This window comes from Gemmatimonadaceae bacterium (assembly GCA_019752115.1).
In the GTDB taxonomy this organism is placed as follows: Bacteria; Gemmatimonadota; Gemmatimonadetes; order Gemmatimonadales; family Gemmatimonadaceae; genus Gemmatimonas.
In genome coordinates this window covers 1-15,290 of record JAIEMN010000026.1, presented here as the reverse complement: position 1 = coordinate 15,290, position 15,290 = coordinate 1, and the positions used below count along the sequence as shown (strand labels likewise).

Annotated in this window: 17 protein-coding genes; 11 read left to right on the top strand and 6 right to left on the bottom strand. The window is 68.7% G+C overall.

The features are described from left to right. Window positions 1–43 precede the first annotated feature (43 nt). The 3 genes from K2R93_14105 to K2R93_14095 form a co-directional block, all read right to left on the bottom strand. Entirely contained in the window at window positions 44–898 is an 855-nt protein-coding gene (locus K2R93_14105; GenBank protein ID MBY0490972.1) for a hypothetical protein, read from the bottom strand. Window positions 899–1,038: 140 nt separating this feature from the next. Next, window positions 1,039–1,287: a hypothetical protein gene (locus tag K2R93_14100; GenBank protein MBY0490971.1), complete on the bottom strand. Its 249-nt coding sequence runs from the start codon at window positions 1,285–1,287 to the stop codon at window positions 1,039–1,041. Then, window positions 1,284–2,333: a zinc-binding dehydrogenase gene (locus tag K2R93_14095; protein ID MBY0490970.1), complete on the bottom strand. Its 1,050-nt coding sequence runs from the start codon at window positions 2,331–2,333 to the stop codon at window positions 1,284–1,286. The genes K2R93_14100 and K2R93_14095 overlap by 4 nt, the downstream gene beginning before the upstream one ends. Window positions 2,334–2,411: 78 nt before the next feature. On the opposite strand from K2R93_14095, the gene odhB reads away from it, so the two are divergent. Both odhB and lpdA read left to right on the top strand, forming a co-directional pair. Next, window positions 2,412–3,701 (top strand): 2-oxoglutarate dehydrogenase complex dihydrolipoyllysine-residue succinyltransferase, encoded by a 1,290-nt coding sequence (gene odhB / locus K2R93_14090; protein MBY0490969.1) that lies wholly within the window; start codon window positions 2,412–2,414, stop codon window positions 3,699–3,701. A 483-nt stretch (window positions 3,702–4,184) separates the two neighbouring features. Beyond that, window positions 4,185–5,603, top strand: a complete 1,419-nt coding sequence (gene lpdA / locus K2R93_14085) for a dihydrolipoyl dehydrogenase (GenBank protein ID MBY0490968.1) — start codon at window positions 4,185–4,187, stop codon at window positions 5,601–5,603. A gap of 196 nt (window positions 5,604–5,799) precedes the next feature. Here lpdA and K2R93_14080 read toward each other — a convergent pair whose 3' ends face one another. The 3 genes from K2R93_14080 to K2R93_14070 all read right to left on the bottom strand — a co-directional run bounded on the left by K2R93_14080 (window position 5,800) and on the right by K2R93_14070 (window position 7,944). After that, on the bottom strand, window positions 5,800–6,120 hold the full coding sequence (locus tag K2R93_14080; protein ID MBY0490967.1) for a hypothetical protein: 321 nt from the start codon (window positions 6,118–6,120) through the stop codon (window positions 5,800–5,802). Next, entirely contained in the window at window positions 6,120–6,686 is a 567-nt protein-coding gene (locus K2R93_14075; protein MBY0490966.1) for a sigma-70 family RNA polymerase sigma factor, read from the bottom strand. The genes K2R93_14080 and K2R93_14075 overlap by 1 nt, the downstream gene beginning before the upstream one ends. A 106-nt stretch (window positions 6,687–6,792) precedes the next feature. Then, the gene (locus K2R93_14070) at window positions 6,793–7,944 is read right to left on the bottom strand and encodes a CoA transferase (protein ID MBY0490965.1); all 1,152 of its coding nucleotides are present in this window, start codon (window positions 7,942–7,944) and stop codon (window positions 6,793–6,795) included. A 274-nt stretch (window positions 7,945–8,218) separates the two neighbouring features. Between K2R93_14070 and K2R93_14065 the strand changes: the two genes are divergently transcribed. The 9 genes from K2R93_14065 (at window position 8,219) to K2R93_14025 (ending at window position 15,188) form a co-directional block, all read left to right on the top strand. Next, on the top strand, window positions 8,219–9,130 hold the full coding sequence (locus K2R93_14065) for a hypothetical protein (protein ID MBY0490964.1): 912 nt from the start codon (window positions 8,219–8,221) through the stop codon (window positions 9,128–9,130). A gap of 108 nt (window positions 9,131–9,238) precedes the next feature. Further along, window positions 9,239–10,087: a hypothetical protein gene (locus tag K2R93_14060; GenBank protein ID MBY0490963.1), complete on the top strand. Its 849-nt coding sequence runs from the start codon at window positions 9,239–9,241 to the stop codon at window positions 10,085–10,087. An 8-nt stretch (window positions 10,088–10,095) separates the two neighbouring features. Beyond that, entirely contained in the window at window positions 10,096–11,262 is a 1,167-nt protein-coding gene (locus tag K2R93_14055) for a M20/M25/M40 family metallo-hydrolase (protein ID MBY0490962.1), read from the top strand. Window positions 11,263–11,525: 263 nt separating this feature from the next. Continuing rightward, complete coding sequence (locus K2R93_14050) at window positions 11,526–11,741, top strand: hypothetical protein (GenBank protein ID MBY0490961.1); 216 nt, start codon at window positions 11,526–11,528, stop codon at window positions 11,739–11,741. Further along, window positions 11,738–12,376 (top strand): ribonuclease HI, encoded by a 639-nt coding sequence (locus tag K2R93_14045; protein ID MBY0490960.1) that lies wholly within the window; start codon window positions 11,738–11,740, stop codon window positions 12,374–12,376. The genes K2R93_14050 and K2R93_14045 overlap by 4 nt, the downstream gene beginning before the upstream one ends. A 36-nt stretch (window positions 12,377–12,412) precedes the next feature. After that, window positions 12,413–12,592: a hypothetical protein gene (locus K2R93_14040; GenBank protein ID MBY0490959.1), complete on the top strand. Its 180-nt coding sequence runs from the start codon at window positions 12,413–12,415 to the stop codon at window positions 12,590–12,592. Beyond that, on the top strand, window positions 12,589–13,191 hold the full coding sequence (locus K2R93_14035) for a zinc ribbon domain-containing protein (protein MBY0490958.1): 603 nt from the start codon (window positions 12,589–12,591) through the stop codon (window positions 13,189–13,191). Before K2R93_14040 ends, K2R93_14035 begins: the two co-directional genes overlap by 4 nt. Window positions 13,192–13,260: 69 nt before the next feature. Continuing rightward, window positions 13,261–14,364, top strand: coding sequence for a hypothetical protein (locus tag K2R93_14030; protein MBY0490957.1), 1,104 nt, complete (start codon window positions 13,261–13,263; stop codon window positions 14,362–14,364). 2 nt (window positions 14,365–14,366) lie between these two features. Next, on the top strand, window positions 14,367–15,188 hold the full coding sequence (locus K2R93_14025; GenBank protein ID MBY0490956.1) for a hypothetical protein: 822 nt from the start codon (window positions 14,367–14,369) through the stop codon (window positions 15,186–15,188). Window positions 15,189–15,290: the final 102 nt, after the last annotated feature.

The window sequence follows — 15,290 nt, the reverse complement described above, 5'->3', positions numbered from 1 at the left end:
TTCCAGGTCGTGGGTCGTGGGTTGACGGCGGTTCGGGCGGGCCTTATCGGGCGGCCACCTTCGCCTGCGCCACCGCCGCCTCCCGGGCGGCTTCCTCGGCCTCGTCGGCGGCGTCCGCCGCGTCTTCCGAGTTCTCCTCGGCCAGCTCCTCGGCCTCCTCGGCCGCCGCCTCGGCGTCGATCGCCCGGCGCTCGGCCTGATACCGCTCGTACCAGTCGCGGGTGATCTCGGCGGCCAGCTCGCGGTTGCCGAGGCCAAAAGAGAGCGCCAGCGCCAGGGCAACCGCGCCGAACAGGATGGCGAACGCGGTCGTGACGATATCGGTGGCGATCCCCAGCTCCTGGAGCGCCATGAACACCGCCAGCACGATCACGCCCGCCCGACCCGTGCGGGCGAGCCAGGGGCCGCCATGCAGGCCACCGGCCGAGGCCATGATGAGACCGCCCACAAAGCCGCCGAGCACGATGCCGAGGATGATGATCACGATGGCCGCGATCACGCTCGGGATGTAGCTCATGAGCTCGGTGAACACATTCGCGAGCGAGTCGAGCCCGATGGCGCTCGCCGCGATCAGCAGCACGGCGAACATCACGACCCAGAAGAGCAGGTTCGCGAGCACCTTGGCCGGATTCAGATGCGACCCCGACCGCTCCACCGCCTGCAGCACGCCGCCGCGCTCGAGCAGCTGATTGAAGCGCATCCGACGCAGGAGGCGCGCGGTCCCCTTCTCCACCACCTTCGCGACGAGATAGCCGGCGAAGAGAATCACCAGCGCCCCGAAGAGCGCGGGCACGAACTCGCCGAGGAGCGAGAAGCTTTGCTGGAGCCGTTCGCTGAACGTGCTCGTGGTGGTCGGCGATCCGGTCGCCGCCTGCGTAGCCGCAGTGGCGAGGTGCAATGAATCCGCGAGGGGAACCGCTGTCTGCTGGAACAAGGCGCGAGGTATTGGAGACATCAGAGAACCTGCACGAAACTAGTGCCGTCACCGACGCAATACGGAGGGTCCCTGCCGGCGGTTGCGCCCGGTTGCCACCGGACCTAGAGGCGCGTGCCCCGCTTCACGTCGAAGATGGCACTGCGTTTACAGCTTGGACAGAGCAGCCACTCGCGCTGGCGATGATACCCAAGGCCAAAGGATCCGCCGCCGATGGGGCGTCGGGTCATCGGCACGGCACAGCGCGGGCAGTCGGGTAGCGTCCCGCGCTGCACCGCGTCGCGCAGGGCGCGCTCTTCCTCGGCCGTGTAGCGCGCCGCTTCGCCGGTCGAGCCGCCGGACGGTCCCGTCACGGGTCGGCCACCCGGATGACCACCTTCCCGAACTGCTGCCCCGATTCGAGACGGGCGTAGCCGCGGGCGGCTTCGTCGAGACGCCACACCGAGTCGACGGGTGGCTGCAGGGCGCCGGCCCGGAAGTGTGCGGTCATGGCATCGAACTCGGCGTCGTTGCCCATGGTGGAGCCCATCAGCGTCCACTGGTTCCAGAACATGCGGCGGACATCGACCTGCACGAAGGGGCCACTCGTCCCCCCGCAGGTCACCAGGCGGCCGCGTCGGCCGAGCGCGATGAGCGACTGCGGCCAGGTAGCTTCGCCCACCGAGTCGATCACCACATCGACCCCGCGCTTCCCGGTCGCGGCGCGAATGCGCTTCCCCAGATCGGGCTCGCGGTGGTCGAGGCCATGATCGGCGCCGAGCGCCTGCGCGCGGGCCAGCTTGTCGGTAGAGCCGCTGGTGACCCAGGTCGTGGCGCCGGTGAGCCTGGCGATCTGCAGCGACGCCAGGGCCACACCGCCGCCGATCCCCCAGATGAGCACCTGATCTTCAGCACGCAGGCGGGCCCGGGTGTGCAACATCCGCCAGGCGGTCAGCGTCGCCAGCGGAAAGGCCGCGGCGGCCTCCCAGCTGATCGTCTCGGGGAAAGTACGGACGTTGGCTTCGGGGACGGTGACGTACTCGGCGATCGTCCCCGGGCGGTGCTCCCCGAGAATGCCGTAGGTGAGGCAGAGCGGCTGGTCCTGGTCGCGGCAGTACTCGCAGCGGCACTGGCGATCGACCACGCCCGGATTGAGCAGCACCCGGTCGCCCGGCTTGACGCTGGTGACGGCCGACCCGACGGCATCGACGACGCCGGCGCCGTCCGAGCCGAGCGGCATGCCGGGCACAATGCGCGAGCCGGGAATCCCGGCGAGCACCCACAGGTCGAGACGGTTCAGAGCGGCGGCGATGATCCGGACGCGCACCGCATCGGGCGCGTCGACGCCCGGGGTCGGGGCGTCGGACACCACCCGGAGCTGGTCGGGGCCGCCGTGGGCGGCGAAGGTTAGGGCGCGCATACCGGATCTACGTTAGTGGAACGGCGCGCGTGGGTATATTGCGGTCCCACTTCCCGGTTCAACTTCAGCAGGTTGCTCATGTCGTCCATCAAAGTCCCGCCGCTTGGCGAATCGATCGTTGAGGCCACCGTTTCCCGTTGGCTCAAGAAAGAGGGCGACACGGTCGCCACGGGTGATACGCTCGTGGAGCTCGAGACGGACAAGATCACGGTCGAAGTGCCCGCGCTCGAAGGGGGCGTGCTGGTGAAGCGGCTCAAGGCCGAGGGCGACGTGGTGGCCGTTGGCGAAGCGCTCGGTGAACTCGGCGCCGCTGGCGCAGCCGTTGCGGCGCCCGCCACGGCGAACGCCACGGCGAACGCCACGGCGAACGCCACGGCGAACGCCACGGCGAACGCCACGGCGAACGCCACGGCGCCGGCTGCCGCGCCAGTCGCGGCCCCGACCGCGAGCGAGGCCAAGGTCTCCCCCGCCGCTGCGCGCCTGGCGACAGAGTCCGGGATCAACCCCGCCGATGTGACCGGCACGGGCCGCGGCGGCGTGGTGAGCAAAGCCGACGTGATGGCCGCGTCCGCGCCCACGGCCTCCGCGGGCGCCGCGCCAGCCAGCCCCTCCGCGAAAGAAACAGGAGCGGCGCCAGCCGCCGCCGCTCCCTCCGCGCCCTCGCCATCCGCTCCGCGCGAGACTCGGGAGAAGATGACGACCCGGCGCAAGCGGATTGCCGAGAATCTGCTGCAGTCCCAGCACGCCACGGCGCACCTGACGACCTTCAACGAAATCGACATGACCGCGATCACGGCGCTCCGCGAGCGCCTCAAGGATCGGGTCGAGAAGGAACAGGGCGTCAAGCTGTCGTTCATGCCCTTCTTCGCGAAAGCGGCGACGCTCGCGCTCAAGGCGTATCCGGTGGTGAACGCGCAGATCGACGGCGAGACGATCGTCTACAAGCACTACGTGAACATGGGCATCGCGGTGGCCAGCGACGCCGGGCTCGTGGTGCCGAACATCAAGGACTGCGACCAGAAGAGCGTCGTGCAGATCGGCAAGGACATCGGCGCCGTCGCCAAGCGGGCGCGCGATGGCAAGCTGTCGATGGATGACCTCACCGGCGGCACGTTCACGATCACGAACGGCGGCGTCTTCGGCTCACTCGTCTCGACGCCGATCATCAACTACCCCCAGGTCGGCATCCTGGGCCTCCACAAGATCCAGGATCGCCCCGTGGCGATCGAGGGCAAGGTGGAGATCCGCCCGATGATGTACATCGCCCTCAGCTACGACCACCGCATCATCGACGGCCAGCAGGCCGTGCTGTTCCTGGTCCGCGTGAAGGAGCTGATGGAAGATCCCGCCGCGATGCTCGTCTATTGAGAGAGCGTTCGTCTGGCATCGCAGGTCAGAAGTCAGGCGGAAGGAGCAAGGGGGGAGTGCCGTGGTGGCACTCCCCCCTCTGTCCTTCCCCCTGGCCCCTGACCAACGGTGCCCCTCGAGCGCCCCACACCTGCGGTTCGCCCCAAAGCCCGCAAACCACTCTCCCAAATGCACCACGACGCCCCTACGCGTGAGCGCGGGACGTCGGGCTTCGCAGGACCACGTTTTCAACGCGAGGGTTGGGGCCGTGGCCTACGATGTTGGGGCTGATATGGCAGGGCACAGCGAGAATCGTGCCGTCAGCCTATGGACGCGGCGACCGCGTACAGGTAACGACCCCATCATGCTGGCCAGCTGCCAGCAAATATGTGAGCGAGCGCGACCGTGGCAAGACGTCCGGCAATTTGTGCTTTGCCGGTTACCTGGCCGTGACACCACCCGGCGCCCCCCGCGACCGGACGTGGCGGCTGTGTATCTTGCGGCATGAGCTCCCCGAACTCTCCCCAGCACAGCGCCGATGTCGTGGTCATCGGCGGAGGCCCCGGCGGCTATGTCGCTGCCATCCGCGCCGCGCAGCTCGGCCTCACCGTCACCTGCGTCGAAGCCGAGCCCACTCTGGGTGGGACCTGCGTCAGCGTCGGCTGCATCCCGTCCAAGGCACTCCTCCAGTCCTCCGAACACGTGGAGTGGCTGCGGCTCCATGCCGCCGAACATGGCGTGAAGGTGAGCGACGTCGCGATCGATCTGCCGGCCATGATGGCCCGCAAGACGGACGTCGTGGCGCAGAACACCAAGGGGATCGAGTTCCTCTTCAAGAAGAACAAGGTCACCTGGGCCCGCGGCGAAGGCACGCTCAAGCCCGGCAACCTCGTGGAGGTGCGCGCCGCTGACGGCACGATGACCACGTGGCAGGGTCGGCACATCATCATCGCGACCGGCTCGGTGCCGGTGCAGCTCCCCTTCCTGCCGTTCGATGAACGCCGCGTGCTGTCGAACGTCGGTGCGCTGCAGATCCCGGAGGTGCCAACGCATCTCATCGTGGTCGGCGGCGGCGTGATCGGCCTCGAACTCGGCTCGGTGTGGCGTCGCCTGGGCGCCAAGGTCACGGTGGTCGAGTACGCGCCCACGATTCTGCCGGGCAACGACGACGACATCGTGAAGGAAGCCGACCGGATCTTCCGCAAGCAGGGGCTCGAGATCCATGTCGGCACCAAGGTCACCGGCGCCGAGGTGCGCGGCGATGGCGTCACGCTGCACATCGAGAAGGACGGCGCGGCGAGCCACGTCAGCGGTGACTACGTGCTCGTGAGCGTGGGGCGCAAGCCGTCGCTGCGCGGTATCGACGCCGCCGCACTCGGCCTGCAGCTGGGCGCTCGCGGCGAGATTGCCGTGAACGATCAGATGCGCACCAACCTGCCGAATGTCTTCGCCATCGGTGACGCCGTCGGCGGCAAGCTCCTCGCGCACAAGGCCGAAGACGAAGGCGTCATTGCCGCCGAGGTGATTGCCGGCAAGCCGGTGCACATGCACTACCGCACGATGCCGGGCGTGGTCTACACGTGGCCCGAGATCGCGACGGTGGGGCTCACCGAGCAGGAAGTGAAAGCGAGCGGCCGTGCGTACAAGGTCGGCAAGTTCCCCTTCAGCGCCAACGGTCGCGCGCGCACGATGGGCGAAACGCAGGGCTTCGTGAAGTTCGTCGTCGACAAGAGCACCGACGAGATCCTTGGCTGCCACATGATCGGCCCGCATGTGGCCGACAACCTGGCGCAGGTGGTGCTGGCGATGGAGTACCGCGGGAGCGCGGAGGATATCGGGATCACGGTGCACTCGCATCCGACGCTGAGCGAAACGGTGAAAGAGGCGGCGCTGTCGGCGTTGGGCAGAGCGATTCACATGTAAACGGCCTGGTGCCGGGGGCGAGATCTCAACCCCTGAGAGCTCAGGGGGGAGAACGTCAGGGGGAAGAGTTCAGGACAGCGATCAGCGTGCTGTCCTGACGCCGACTCCCTGAAATTCTTCCCCCCGATTTCTCATAGGCCATGAAAAAAGCGGGCGTCGACGAAGTCGACGCCCGCTTGCTCATCCAGTAACCGCCTTAGCGTTCGCGCACCGGAATCGCTGCCATGATGTTGGCCGCTACATGGGCGGGCGTCTTCATCCGCTTCATGCGCTCGGCGTCACCCGCCACCTTCGACCAGAACTCCACGGCGGGGGCATCGGCACGACGCGCTTCGGCTTCGCTCGCTTCCCCGTCCAGCCACTGGTTGATGACGCTGGCATTCGCGTCAGCCGCCGCAGTGCCCGGAAGCGGGACCTCGCGGTCGGCCAAGGGACGATCCTGGACTGGCGCGGCTTCGCGAGCCGTGTCGCGGCCAATCGGCGTCAGGTCGTCGTGCGCTTCGTGTCGGTTCAGCATCACGCGTATTTCTCCTCGAGCAGAGCCTGAAGTGCTTCACGTGCCCTATGCACGCGCATTTTCAGTGCCCCGACAGTGGTCCCCAAGAGGTCCGCCATCTCTTCGTACGAACGCCCTTCCACATGCTTCATGATGAAGGCTTCGCGGAGCGATGGGGCCAGCTGTGCCAGCGCGCTGTCGAGATCCTGCCGTAACTCGGTACGGTCCAGATCTTCATCAGGCGTCGCATAGCCGGATGGCTGATCGTCTTCGTCGTAGCTCAGGTGCGTGCGCCGAATGTTCTTCAGCCAGTCCTTGCACCCGTTGGCCACGATCCGGAACAGCCAGGCGTCGAATCGTCCACGGACTTCACCGAGATGGTGATAGGCCTTGATGAACGACGTCTGGAGAATGTCCTCGGCGACGTCAGGCGAGCCCGTCATGCCAAGTGCATGTCGATACAGCGGATCACTGTATCGGCCGATCAGCGTCGCAAAGGCATCGCGGTCGCCCGCGAGCACTCGGCTGATGACGTCCTGGTCGGAGTCGATCTCGTTCGGAGGAGTTTCGGATTCCGTCATGTTCACGGCGCTAGGATAACGCCACACAGACGGGATTGACACCCCTGCCGAGGAACCGTCCGCCGGAACGGGCTGGTCGTCTCATCGGAAAGACGACGGGGACGCGGCGTGGTCACACGTCTACGCTGAGTGGTATCGGCAGGTCATCGGCAAAACTCCACTGTTTTGCCCGCACTGAAACGCCGTGCTCATCCATTCGCGGTGGCGCCAAGCGAACACGGCCATTCCACAGCGGCGGCACGCCGGTGCGTGCCGCGGTCGAAACATCGCCCGGGAGCTCCGCCAACGACTCCTGGACGGTGCGGACCACGCCACAGGGGACCCCGGCGGCTTCGAGGCGCGTCATCCAGAACGTCGCCGGCTGGGTGCGCACCTGGTCCGCGATGGCCTGCACCACGCGCGCGCGATGCGCCAACCGACCGGCATTGGTGCGCAGGTCGGGATCGTCGGCCAGCACGTCGAGCGCCAGTGCGCGCATGGCCGGCGGCCACTGCCCGTCGGCCCCCACGGCGATCACGAACGGCCGGTCGGCCGCCTCGAAGAGCTGATAGGGGACGAGATTGGCGTGCGCGTTCCCCCATCGCCGTGCATCGCGCCCACTCACCAGCGCGTTCTGCGCGACGTTCACCAGCGCCGCCCGCGCACTGTCGGCCAGGGTGACGTGCAGATGGCGCTGCGCCGCCGGCAGGGGCGCCGCGGCGCGCTCGCGGGCGACCAGGAGGGCGAGGAGCCCGATCGCGGCGTCCTTTCCGGTAATGACGTCCACCAGGGCCACGCCATGCTTCATCGGCGCGCCGGTCGGGTCGCCGGTAATCGCCATCCAGCCACTTTCGGCTTGGGTGACGAAATCGTAGCCCGGCCGGCGACTGTCGGGGCCGAAACCGGAGATGGTACACCAGAGCAAGCGCGGATATCGCGCCATCATCGATGCAGCATCAAGCCCAAATTGCTCGAGTGTCCCCGGCAGATAGTTCTCCACGACCAGATCGGCCTCACTGGCGAGCGCATGCAGCAGGGCCTGGTCCTCTGGCTGCCGGAAGTCCGCGGCGACCGACGCCTTGTTGCGATTGACGCTCAGGAAGTACGCCGATTCGCCCCGATCGTCGAACGGCGGGCCCCAACCGCGGGTATCGTCGCCGGTTTTGGGCCGTTCGATCTTGATGACGGTCGCCCCGAGATCGCCGAGCATCATCGTGCAGAGCGGGCCGGCGAGCACGCGCGACAGATCGAGCACTTTGAGGCCTTCAAGCGGAAGTGGCTGCATACTGTTCCTTAAATGGCTCGATACTCGCGCGAATTTCTACACGCCAGACAGCATCACACAGGGCCCCGACAGGAGCTGCGCGCCCCCCTCGATGGCGCATTATATGTGCGCCGACCTCCGAAATCACGTCGCTGCGCCTTGCATAGATCACTGAAAATCATATAGTTACCCGCGTTCCGGTGCACGTGGTCCTGCTCATGGCGCGTCGTTCTGGCGCCGTCCTCGGCCACCCACCTTGTTCCCTCGTGTCTGGCGGAAGGAGTGCGCTCCACTCATGGCTGATATGCCGCAGGTCGACGACGAAACGCTCGCGGAAGGTGATGCGCCTCCGGCGAGTCCCGCGCCGCGGCGCGGCCCTGGTCACCGGGCTGCCGATGCGCGGGACACCGCCGCGGAAATGGCGCAGCGCGCCCACGAGATCAGTCTCGAGGCGGGCAGCCGGATGGCCGGCGCCATGCGCGATGTGGTGGGGGCGGCGGCCGGACTGAGCGCCTTCGTCATCGAAAGCGCGCGCGACCTCATCAACTACATGGTCCGCCGCGGCCAGATGAACCAGGATGAAGCCGACGCGCTCATCCAGCAGGCCGAGGCCGCCTACATCGCCAAGCACGGCGCGCTGCCGAAGCCGGAGCCCAAGGCGCCGCCGCCAAAGCCCGTCCCGCTGGGGCAGATGCCCAAGGCGGTCACGGCTCCGGCGGCTGCGGCCGAAGCGGCGCTCGAAGCGCGCGCGGCCATGCGCATCGAACCGCAGAAGCCGTCCGACAAGGTCACCTTCGCGCCACTGCCCCCGAAGCCGGCGCCCAAGCCGGCGGCCCCGAAGGCCGAGCCCAAGCCTGAGGTGAAGGCCGAGGCGAAGGCACCGGCCAAGGCGGAGAAGGCCGCGCCGGCCAAGGCCGAGAAGGCAGCCCCCGCCGCCAAGGCGCCGGCCAAGGCCGAAAAGCCGGCGGCGCCCGCGAAGGCCCCAGCCAAGGCCGCACCGGCGGCCAAATCGGCCGCCAAGGCTCCGGCCAAGGCGCCCGCCCCCGCCGCCAAGCCGGCCGCGAAGGCGGCCCCGGCCAAGGCGCCCGCCAAGGCCGCCCCCGCCAAGCCGGCGGCAAAGCCCGCCGCCAAGGCGCCGGCCAAGGCGCCCGCGAAGGCGGCTCCGGCCAAGGCTCCGGCCAAGAAGGCACCGGCCAAGAAGAAGTAACGGCCGCACGTGGAACCCCACGTGCTGGAGGTCTCAGCACCGACCCGCCTCGACTTCGGCGGAGGGTGGACCGATGTCCCCCCCTACCCCGAAGAGCGAGGCGGTTTCGTGTGTAACCTCGCCATCGATCGTCGCGCGACGGTGCGCGTCGTGGCGGGCCCACTCCCGCCCGACGCCGACCCGCTCGTGCGGGCGGCGTTCAGCCGCGCCGGGCGCACGGATCTGTCGGCCACGCTGCACAACGACTTTCCTGTGGGGGCTGGACTCGGCGGATCGTCGGCCGCCGGTGTCGCGCTGGCGGCGGCGCTTTCCGCCGTGCGCGCCGGCGCGATCGACCCATCGGCCTGCGCCGAATCGAGCCGCGCCGTGGAAGTGGAGATGCTCGGGATCGCCGGTGGGCGACAGGACCACTACGCCGCCGCCTACGGCGGGGCGCTGGGCCTCACCTTCGACGGGTCCACACGGGTCGAGTCCATTCCGCTGAGCCAGCACGTCATCGACGCGCTCGAATCGCGGCTGACGGTGATCTACAGTGGCGAGTCGCGGATTTCGGCCGAGACGATCACCGCTGTACTCGACGCCTATGCGCAGCGCGATCGGCGCGTCGTGAGCGCCCTCGATCGGATGGCGGTCCTCGCGCGGGCCATGCGATCGGCACTCCACGCCGGTGATGTGAGCACACTCGCCGACCTCGTGGACGAACATTGGGTGCACCAGCAATCGCTGCATCCGCGGATCACGACGGCGCGCATCGAGGCGATCGAAGCCGCCGTGCGCGCGGCGGGCGCGAGTGGCTTCAAGGCGCTTGGTGCGAGCGGGGGCGGGTGTGTGCTCGCGATCTCGAGTGCGGACAATGCTCCCGCCGTGCACGCCGCGGTGGCTGGGCTCGGTGAGGTGCTGCCCTGGCGCGTGGCGCGTACGGGCGTCCGGGTGGAGGCGGCGCGCGCCGCGCGGTAGACTGCAGCGTGCCCTCACGCTTCCCGCTCGATCCTGTCGCGCTCACCGAAGCGCTCTGCGCGATGGATTCGCGCAATCCCCGCCTGGTCCCCGATGCCCCCGGGGAGTCGGTCTGCGCGCACTTTCTCGCCGAGGTCCTCGAAGGCTGGGGCTTTGCCGTGTCCGTGCAGGACGCCGCGCCGGGGCGACCGAATGTGCTCGCGCGCATCGGCCCGGTGGGCGTGTCGCCACTCGTACTCAACGGACACCTCGATGTCGTGGGCGTGGACGGGATGACGCACGCGCCCTTCACCCCCGAGCGGCGCGGTGGCGATCTCTACGCGCGCGGCTCGAGCGACATGAAGGGCGGCATCGCCGCGATGTGCGTGGCGGCCGCACGGGCCGCTGCGCGACAGGCGCTGCGCAGCGAGATCATCATCGCGGCGGTGTGTGACGAGGAGTTCGAAAGCGTCGGCACGCGGGCGCTGCTCGCCAATGGCCTCCGCGCGACCGGCGCGATCGTCACCGAGCCCACGCGGCTCGCGGTGGTGCCGGCCCACAAGGGCTTTGCGTGGGTCGAGGTCACCGTGCAGGGGCGCGCCGCGCATGGCAGCCGGTACGACGTGGGGTCCGATGCCAATCGCGGTGCGGCGCTCATCACGGCCGCCCTCGATGCCTTTGAGCACACGACCCTCGCCACGCGCACGCATCCGCTGCTCGGGCGGGCCAGCCTGCATGCCGCCATGGTGCAGGGCGGTACCGGGTGGAGCACCTACGCGGAGCGGTGCACCCTGCGCATCGAGCGACGCACCATTCCCGGCGAGCGCGGCGAGGATGCCCTGCGTGAAGTGGAGGCGGCCATCGCGGCGGTACAGGCGCAGCGCCCGGAGGTGCAGGCCCGCGCGCAACTCATCTGCGCCCAACCACCGCTCGATCTGGCGCCCGACGCCCCGCTCGTACGGGCCATGCGCGACGCGGTGCGCGCCGAGGCGCTGCCAGACGCGCTCGATGGCCTCTGGTGCTGGACCGATGCGGCGCTCTTTGCCGCGGCGGGCATTCCGGCACTGTGCTTCGGGCCCGGGGACATCGCGCGCGCCCACTCGGCCACCGAGTGGGTCGAGATCGCGCAGATCGAGCAGGCAACGGCGGTGCTGGAGCGCGTGTGCTCGGGATGGGGATCGACCGCGGCGATGTGAGCGGTGAGGGAGCAGGCTCCGGTGGTGTCGGAGGTCGGTCTACGGACGACTATGGAAGTGGGAGTCGGGATCGTGGTCGGAGGTGCGGGTCGGAGTGCCGCCTGAGAGGACCTGCTTCGCTCCGCGGTTTCGAACGGTCGTGACCGGCGCGTGGACGGCCCCCGGCACTCCGACCCGCACCTCCGAGAAAAATCCCGACTCCCACTTCCATAGTGGTCCGTAGACCGATGTCGGAACTCGGATCTCGGCCACTATAGTTCGGCATGCATCCCACCACCGCCCAGTATGACCTGCTCGAGCGCGCCATTGTGGACGGCGCGCGCCTCACGATCATGCGTCGGGGCACGGAGTACACCGTGATTCCCGAACGGCTGCGCGTCGAGAGCGGGCGTGAGGTGATCATCGCGCGGCACCCGAGTACCGGGCACCGGCTCGAGCTCGTGATCGGCGAGATCGATTCGATCGAGGCCGTGCGGTGAGTGCGCGGTATCCGCTGGTCGCGGTGTACGCCGACGAATCGTGCCTGGGCAACGGCAAGTCGGGCGATACGCCGGGTGGCCTGGGCGCGCTGGTCGAGTTCCGCAAAGCCGATGGGAGCGTGGCCCGCTTCGATCTGTGGGCCGCCGAGCCGGATACCACGAACAACCGCATGGCGCTCCGGTCGGTGATCGACACCTATCGCGCGATGAGCCGGAAGGGGAACGCCCTGTCGGTGCAGTTCACGACCGACTCGCGGTACATCGTGGACGGGATGACCAGCTGGGTGCGCGGCTGGATGGCGCGCGGGTGGCGGCGCAAGGAAGGGCCGGTGGAGAACGTGGAGCTCTGGCAGGCCGCCGTGGACGCCATCGCGATGCACGAGACCCAGTGGAACTGGGTGAAGGGGCACGCCGGGCACCCGCAGAACGAATACGCCAATCATCTGGCCACGCGGGCGGCCGCCGCCCAGGACTCATCGGACGGGCTCATTCCGTCACAATTCGAGACCTGGTGGGCCACCAACGGCGCAAAACTCCGCGGCGGCACGCAGGCGTTGTCACCATTTCCAGTGGCGGAACGGTTCGTGCCAGCCCCGGCGTTACGGGCTCCTGCGACTGCGCGTCGAGAGACGTAGACCGGCGAAGGCGCCGGCCCTCATTTCCCGACGCCCATGTTCAAGCTCATTCTCGTGCTCGCCCTTGGCGTAGTGATCGGCTATCACTACGGCTGGGGAGACGCCCAGGTCAACGACAAGCCGATTGCCGAACGCCTGCTCGATCAGGTGGGCGGCAAGACGCGTGAGGCCATGGGCAACGACGTCGACAAGAAGTTCGGGCAACTCGACAAGTGACCGTCGTTTCCCGCTCCCTGGACGACCTCGATCGGCTCGCGTTCCGACTCTCGCGCACCGTACGGACCCAGTATCCGCACCTGCTGAGCCAAGGGTTCACGCTGACCGACCTCGAGGAGCGCCTCCTTCCCTTCCGGGAGGTGCGCCGGGAGATGGCGAACGCCGGTCCGGATGCGTTCGAGTCGTCGATGCTGCGCCTGATCGCCGGGGAACGGGGCTACGTGGCCACGGAAGCGGCACTGCAGGAGGCGGCGCGCAAGGCGCTGCTCCTCCCCTCGCCGTCGATTTCGCTCGTCCGCGCGTGGGCCACGACGCAGCTCCAGCTGGTCTCGACCAGCATCACGCCCAGCCGCTCGGCGACGCCGGTGTCGGTGGAGGTGTTTCCCATGCCCAGCGGCTTTTCGGTTGCCAGCGGGGTGATCACGCCGGTGGCGGTGACGTGCCGCTACTGCGACAGCCGCCTGCCCCAGGGGCGGAAAATCACCTACTGCCCGCATTGCGGGATGGATCTCTCCAAGAAGCAGTGCCCGGCCTGCAGCACCGAGCTCGAGGTGGGGTGGAAGCATTGCGTCACCTGCGGCCGGAAAGACGAGGCGTAACGACCGCGTCGGTTGAATCCGCCAACGGGTTCCATGTGTATTGAGGGCATGCGATCATCGCGTGCCCTTTTGTCTTCTCGTGCTGCCGTCCTCAGCCTCCTGCTGGGGCTCACCCCCGTGCTGGCCCACCCGGCGCTCGCGCAAGTCGTCGGTACGGCCCCACGCACGGTGCGCTGGACGGTGCGCACCCTCCCCCACCTCGATCTCTGGCTGCATGGGTTCGCGCTGCTGAGCAATGACAGCGCGCAGGCGCCCACCGTACCGCTGTACCTGCGTGGCTATCGCGACTCGGTGAGCGCGGTGCGACGGCGGGCCAATGTGCTCAGCGCGCTCGACGGCAATCAGGCGGCGCTGGTGGAGGGGCTGGGCAAAGGCGGTGGCTACACCAGCGCGCAGTTCGTGCCGTTCGAGTACGCGAGCTGGGACGCGCTGCGCCGCAGCGCCGAGCTGTTCGGGCAGGTGAAGGGCGATCTCAATCGCGCCCCGTCGCGCGAGGCGCAGCAGGAGCTGGTGCCGCTGGCCGCGGTGTTCCGCACCGGCAGTGATCGCGAGTGGCTCCGCCTTTTCCTCGCTGCCCTCACCGACGAACGGATGCGCTGGTTCGATGCCGAGGCGGCGCGTGTGGCGACCGCACGGCGCGATGTGGTGGACGCGGTGGATCGCCTGTGGCAGCAGCAGGCGCCGCGCTTCGAGCGGTTTTTGACCAACTCGGGGCAGCGGCAGGGGGAGCTCGTGCTCTCCTTGCCCATTGGCGCCGAAGGGCGCACGACCACCACGGCCGCGACCACGAACGCGCCATCGCGCACGATGATCGCCGTGCCCTTCCCCGCCCGTGCGGAGGATGCGGCGCAGGCGCTGTACGTGTTCGCCCACGAGATCACCGGCACGATGGTGGGGCCGGTGGTGAGCGACAATGTCACGCCGGCCGAAACGCGCAGCGGGGCCGCCGCGCGCTACACGAGCCTCGCCCAGGTGCTGGCGGGGGCGATGCTGCTGGAGCGGGTCGCGCCGGAGCTTCGCCCGGGCTATCAGCGCTATTATCTCACGCAGGTGGGGGTGCGGGTGTCGGCGAACGCCGATGCCGCCGCGCTCTTTGCGCAGACCTTCTCTCTGCCGACGGCGCTGCGCGACGCGCTCGCCAAGCAACTGGATCTGATTCTGGGCGGTATTTGAGCATGGCCGACGATTCCCTTTCGCGTGTGGCACTCGAGCGCGTGTTGGCGCGCGCGAGCGAGTTGCAGGCGAACACGCCGGGTGACCCGAGCGACACGATCAGCGAGGCGCGCCTGCTCGAGATCGCGCAGGAGGTCGGCCTCGACGTCCATCACGTGCGCCAGGCGATGGCCGAGGAGCGGGCGCAGCTGCCGATGACCACGCCGGAGCGTGGCCCGATGCTCGACGCGCTGGGCGAGGCGTTCGTCGGAGCGCAGCGCGTGGTCCCCGGTGCGCCGGGCGAGCTGCTGACGCGGCTCGAGGCGGTGATGCCGCGTGGCGAACTCCTGCTGCCGGTGCGCCGCACCGGCGATCGGTTGATGCTCGAGCCCCGCCGCGATCCGCTGGGCAACATCTTTCGCGCCATGGGCGTGGGCGGCCGCCGCTTCGATCTGGTGCGCGTGGATTCGCTGGTCGTGAGTGCCACGCCCGTCGATGCGACCAAGTCGGTGCTGCGCTTCGACGCCGTCCTCTCGGGCGCCCGCTCGATGGAGCGCACGACGGTGCTGATCGTCGGCGCGCTACTCTGGCTGCTCGTCGTGGCGGTAGCCGTCCCGGCACTCGTGTTCTCACTCGTCGTGCCCACGTTCGCCCTGGCGACCGTGGGGCTCCTGAGCGTGCTCGCCGCCGGCGGCACCTGGCTCACCTGGCGCGGCATCAAGCGGCGCTATCGCGCCATGCTCGGCCGCGTGCAGATGCGGCTTGATGCGCTGCTCGACGAAGCGCAGGCGGGGCGGCTCAGTGCGCCCGCGTCGCTCTTGGATCGTCTCCTGTCGGGGCGCTGAGCGCTCGCCGGCGTGCGGGCTGAGTAACTGATCACATCCAAGTTGAAATGAGAAAGGCCTTCCCCCGGCTGGTCGCGGCGTAGCACATCTGAGGTGCTCGCC

Coding starts and splice junctions, on each gene's coding strand:
- K2R93_14095 (MBY0490970.1), bottom strand. CDS start 2,333: ATGCGCGCCCTAACCTTCGCCGCCCACGGCGGCCCCGACCAGCTCCGG.
- odhB (MBY0490969.1), top strand. CDS start 2,412: ATGTCGTCCATCAAAGTCCCGCCGCTTGGCGAATCGATCGTTGAGGCC.
- lpdA (MBY0490968.1), top strand. CDS start 4,185: ATGAGCTCCCCGAACTCTCCCCAGCACAGCGCCGATGTCGTGGTCATC.
- K2R93_14080 (MBY0490967.1), bottom strand. CDS start 6,120: ATGCTGAACCGACACGAAGCGCACGACGACCTGACGCCGATTGGCCGC.
- K2R93_14070 (MBY0490965.1), bottom strand. CDS start 7,944: ATGCAGCCACTTCCGCTTGAAGGCCTCAAAGTGCTCGATCTGTCGCGC.
- K2R93_14065 (MBY0490964.1), top strand. CDS start 8,219: ATGGCTGATATGCCGCAGGTCGACGACGAAACGCTCGCGGAAGGTGAT.
- K2R93_14050 (MBY0490961.1), top strand. CDS start 11,526: ATGCATCCCACCACCGCCCAGTATGACCTGCTCGAGCGCGCCATTGTG.
- K2R93_14040 (MBY0490959.1), top strand. CDS start 12,413: ATGTTCAAGCTCATTCTCGTGCTCGCCCTTGGCGTAGTGATCGGCTAT.
- K2R93_14025 (MBY0490956.1), top strand. CDS start 14,367: ATGGCCGACGATTCCCTTTCGCGTGTGGCACTCGAGCGCGTGTTGGCG.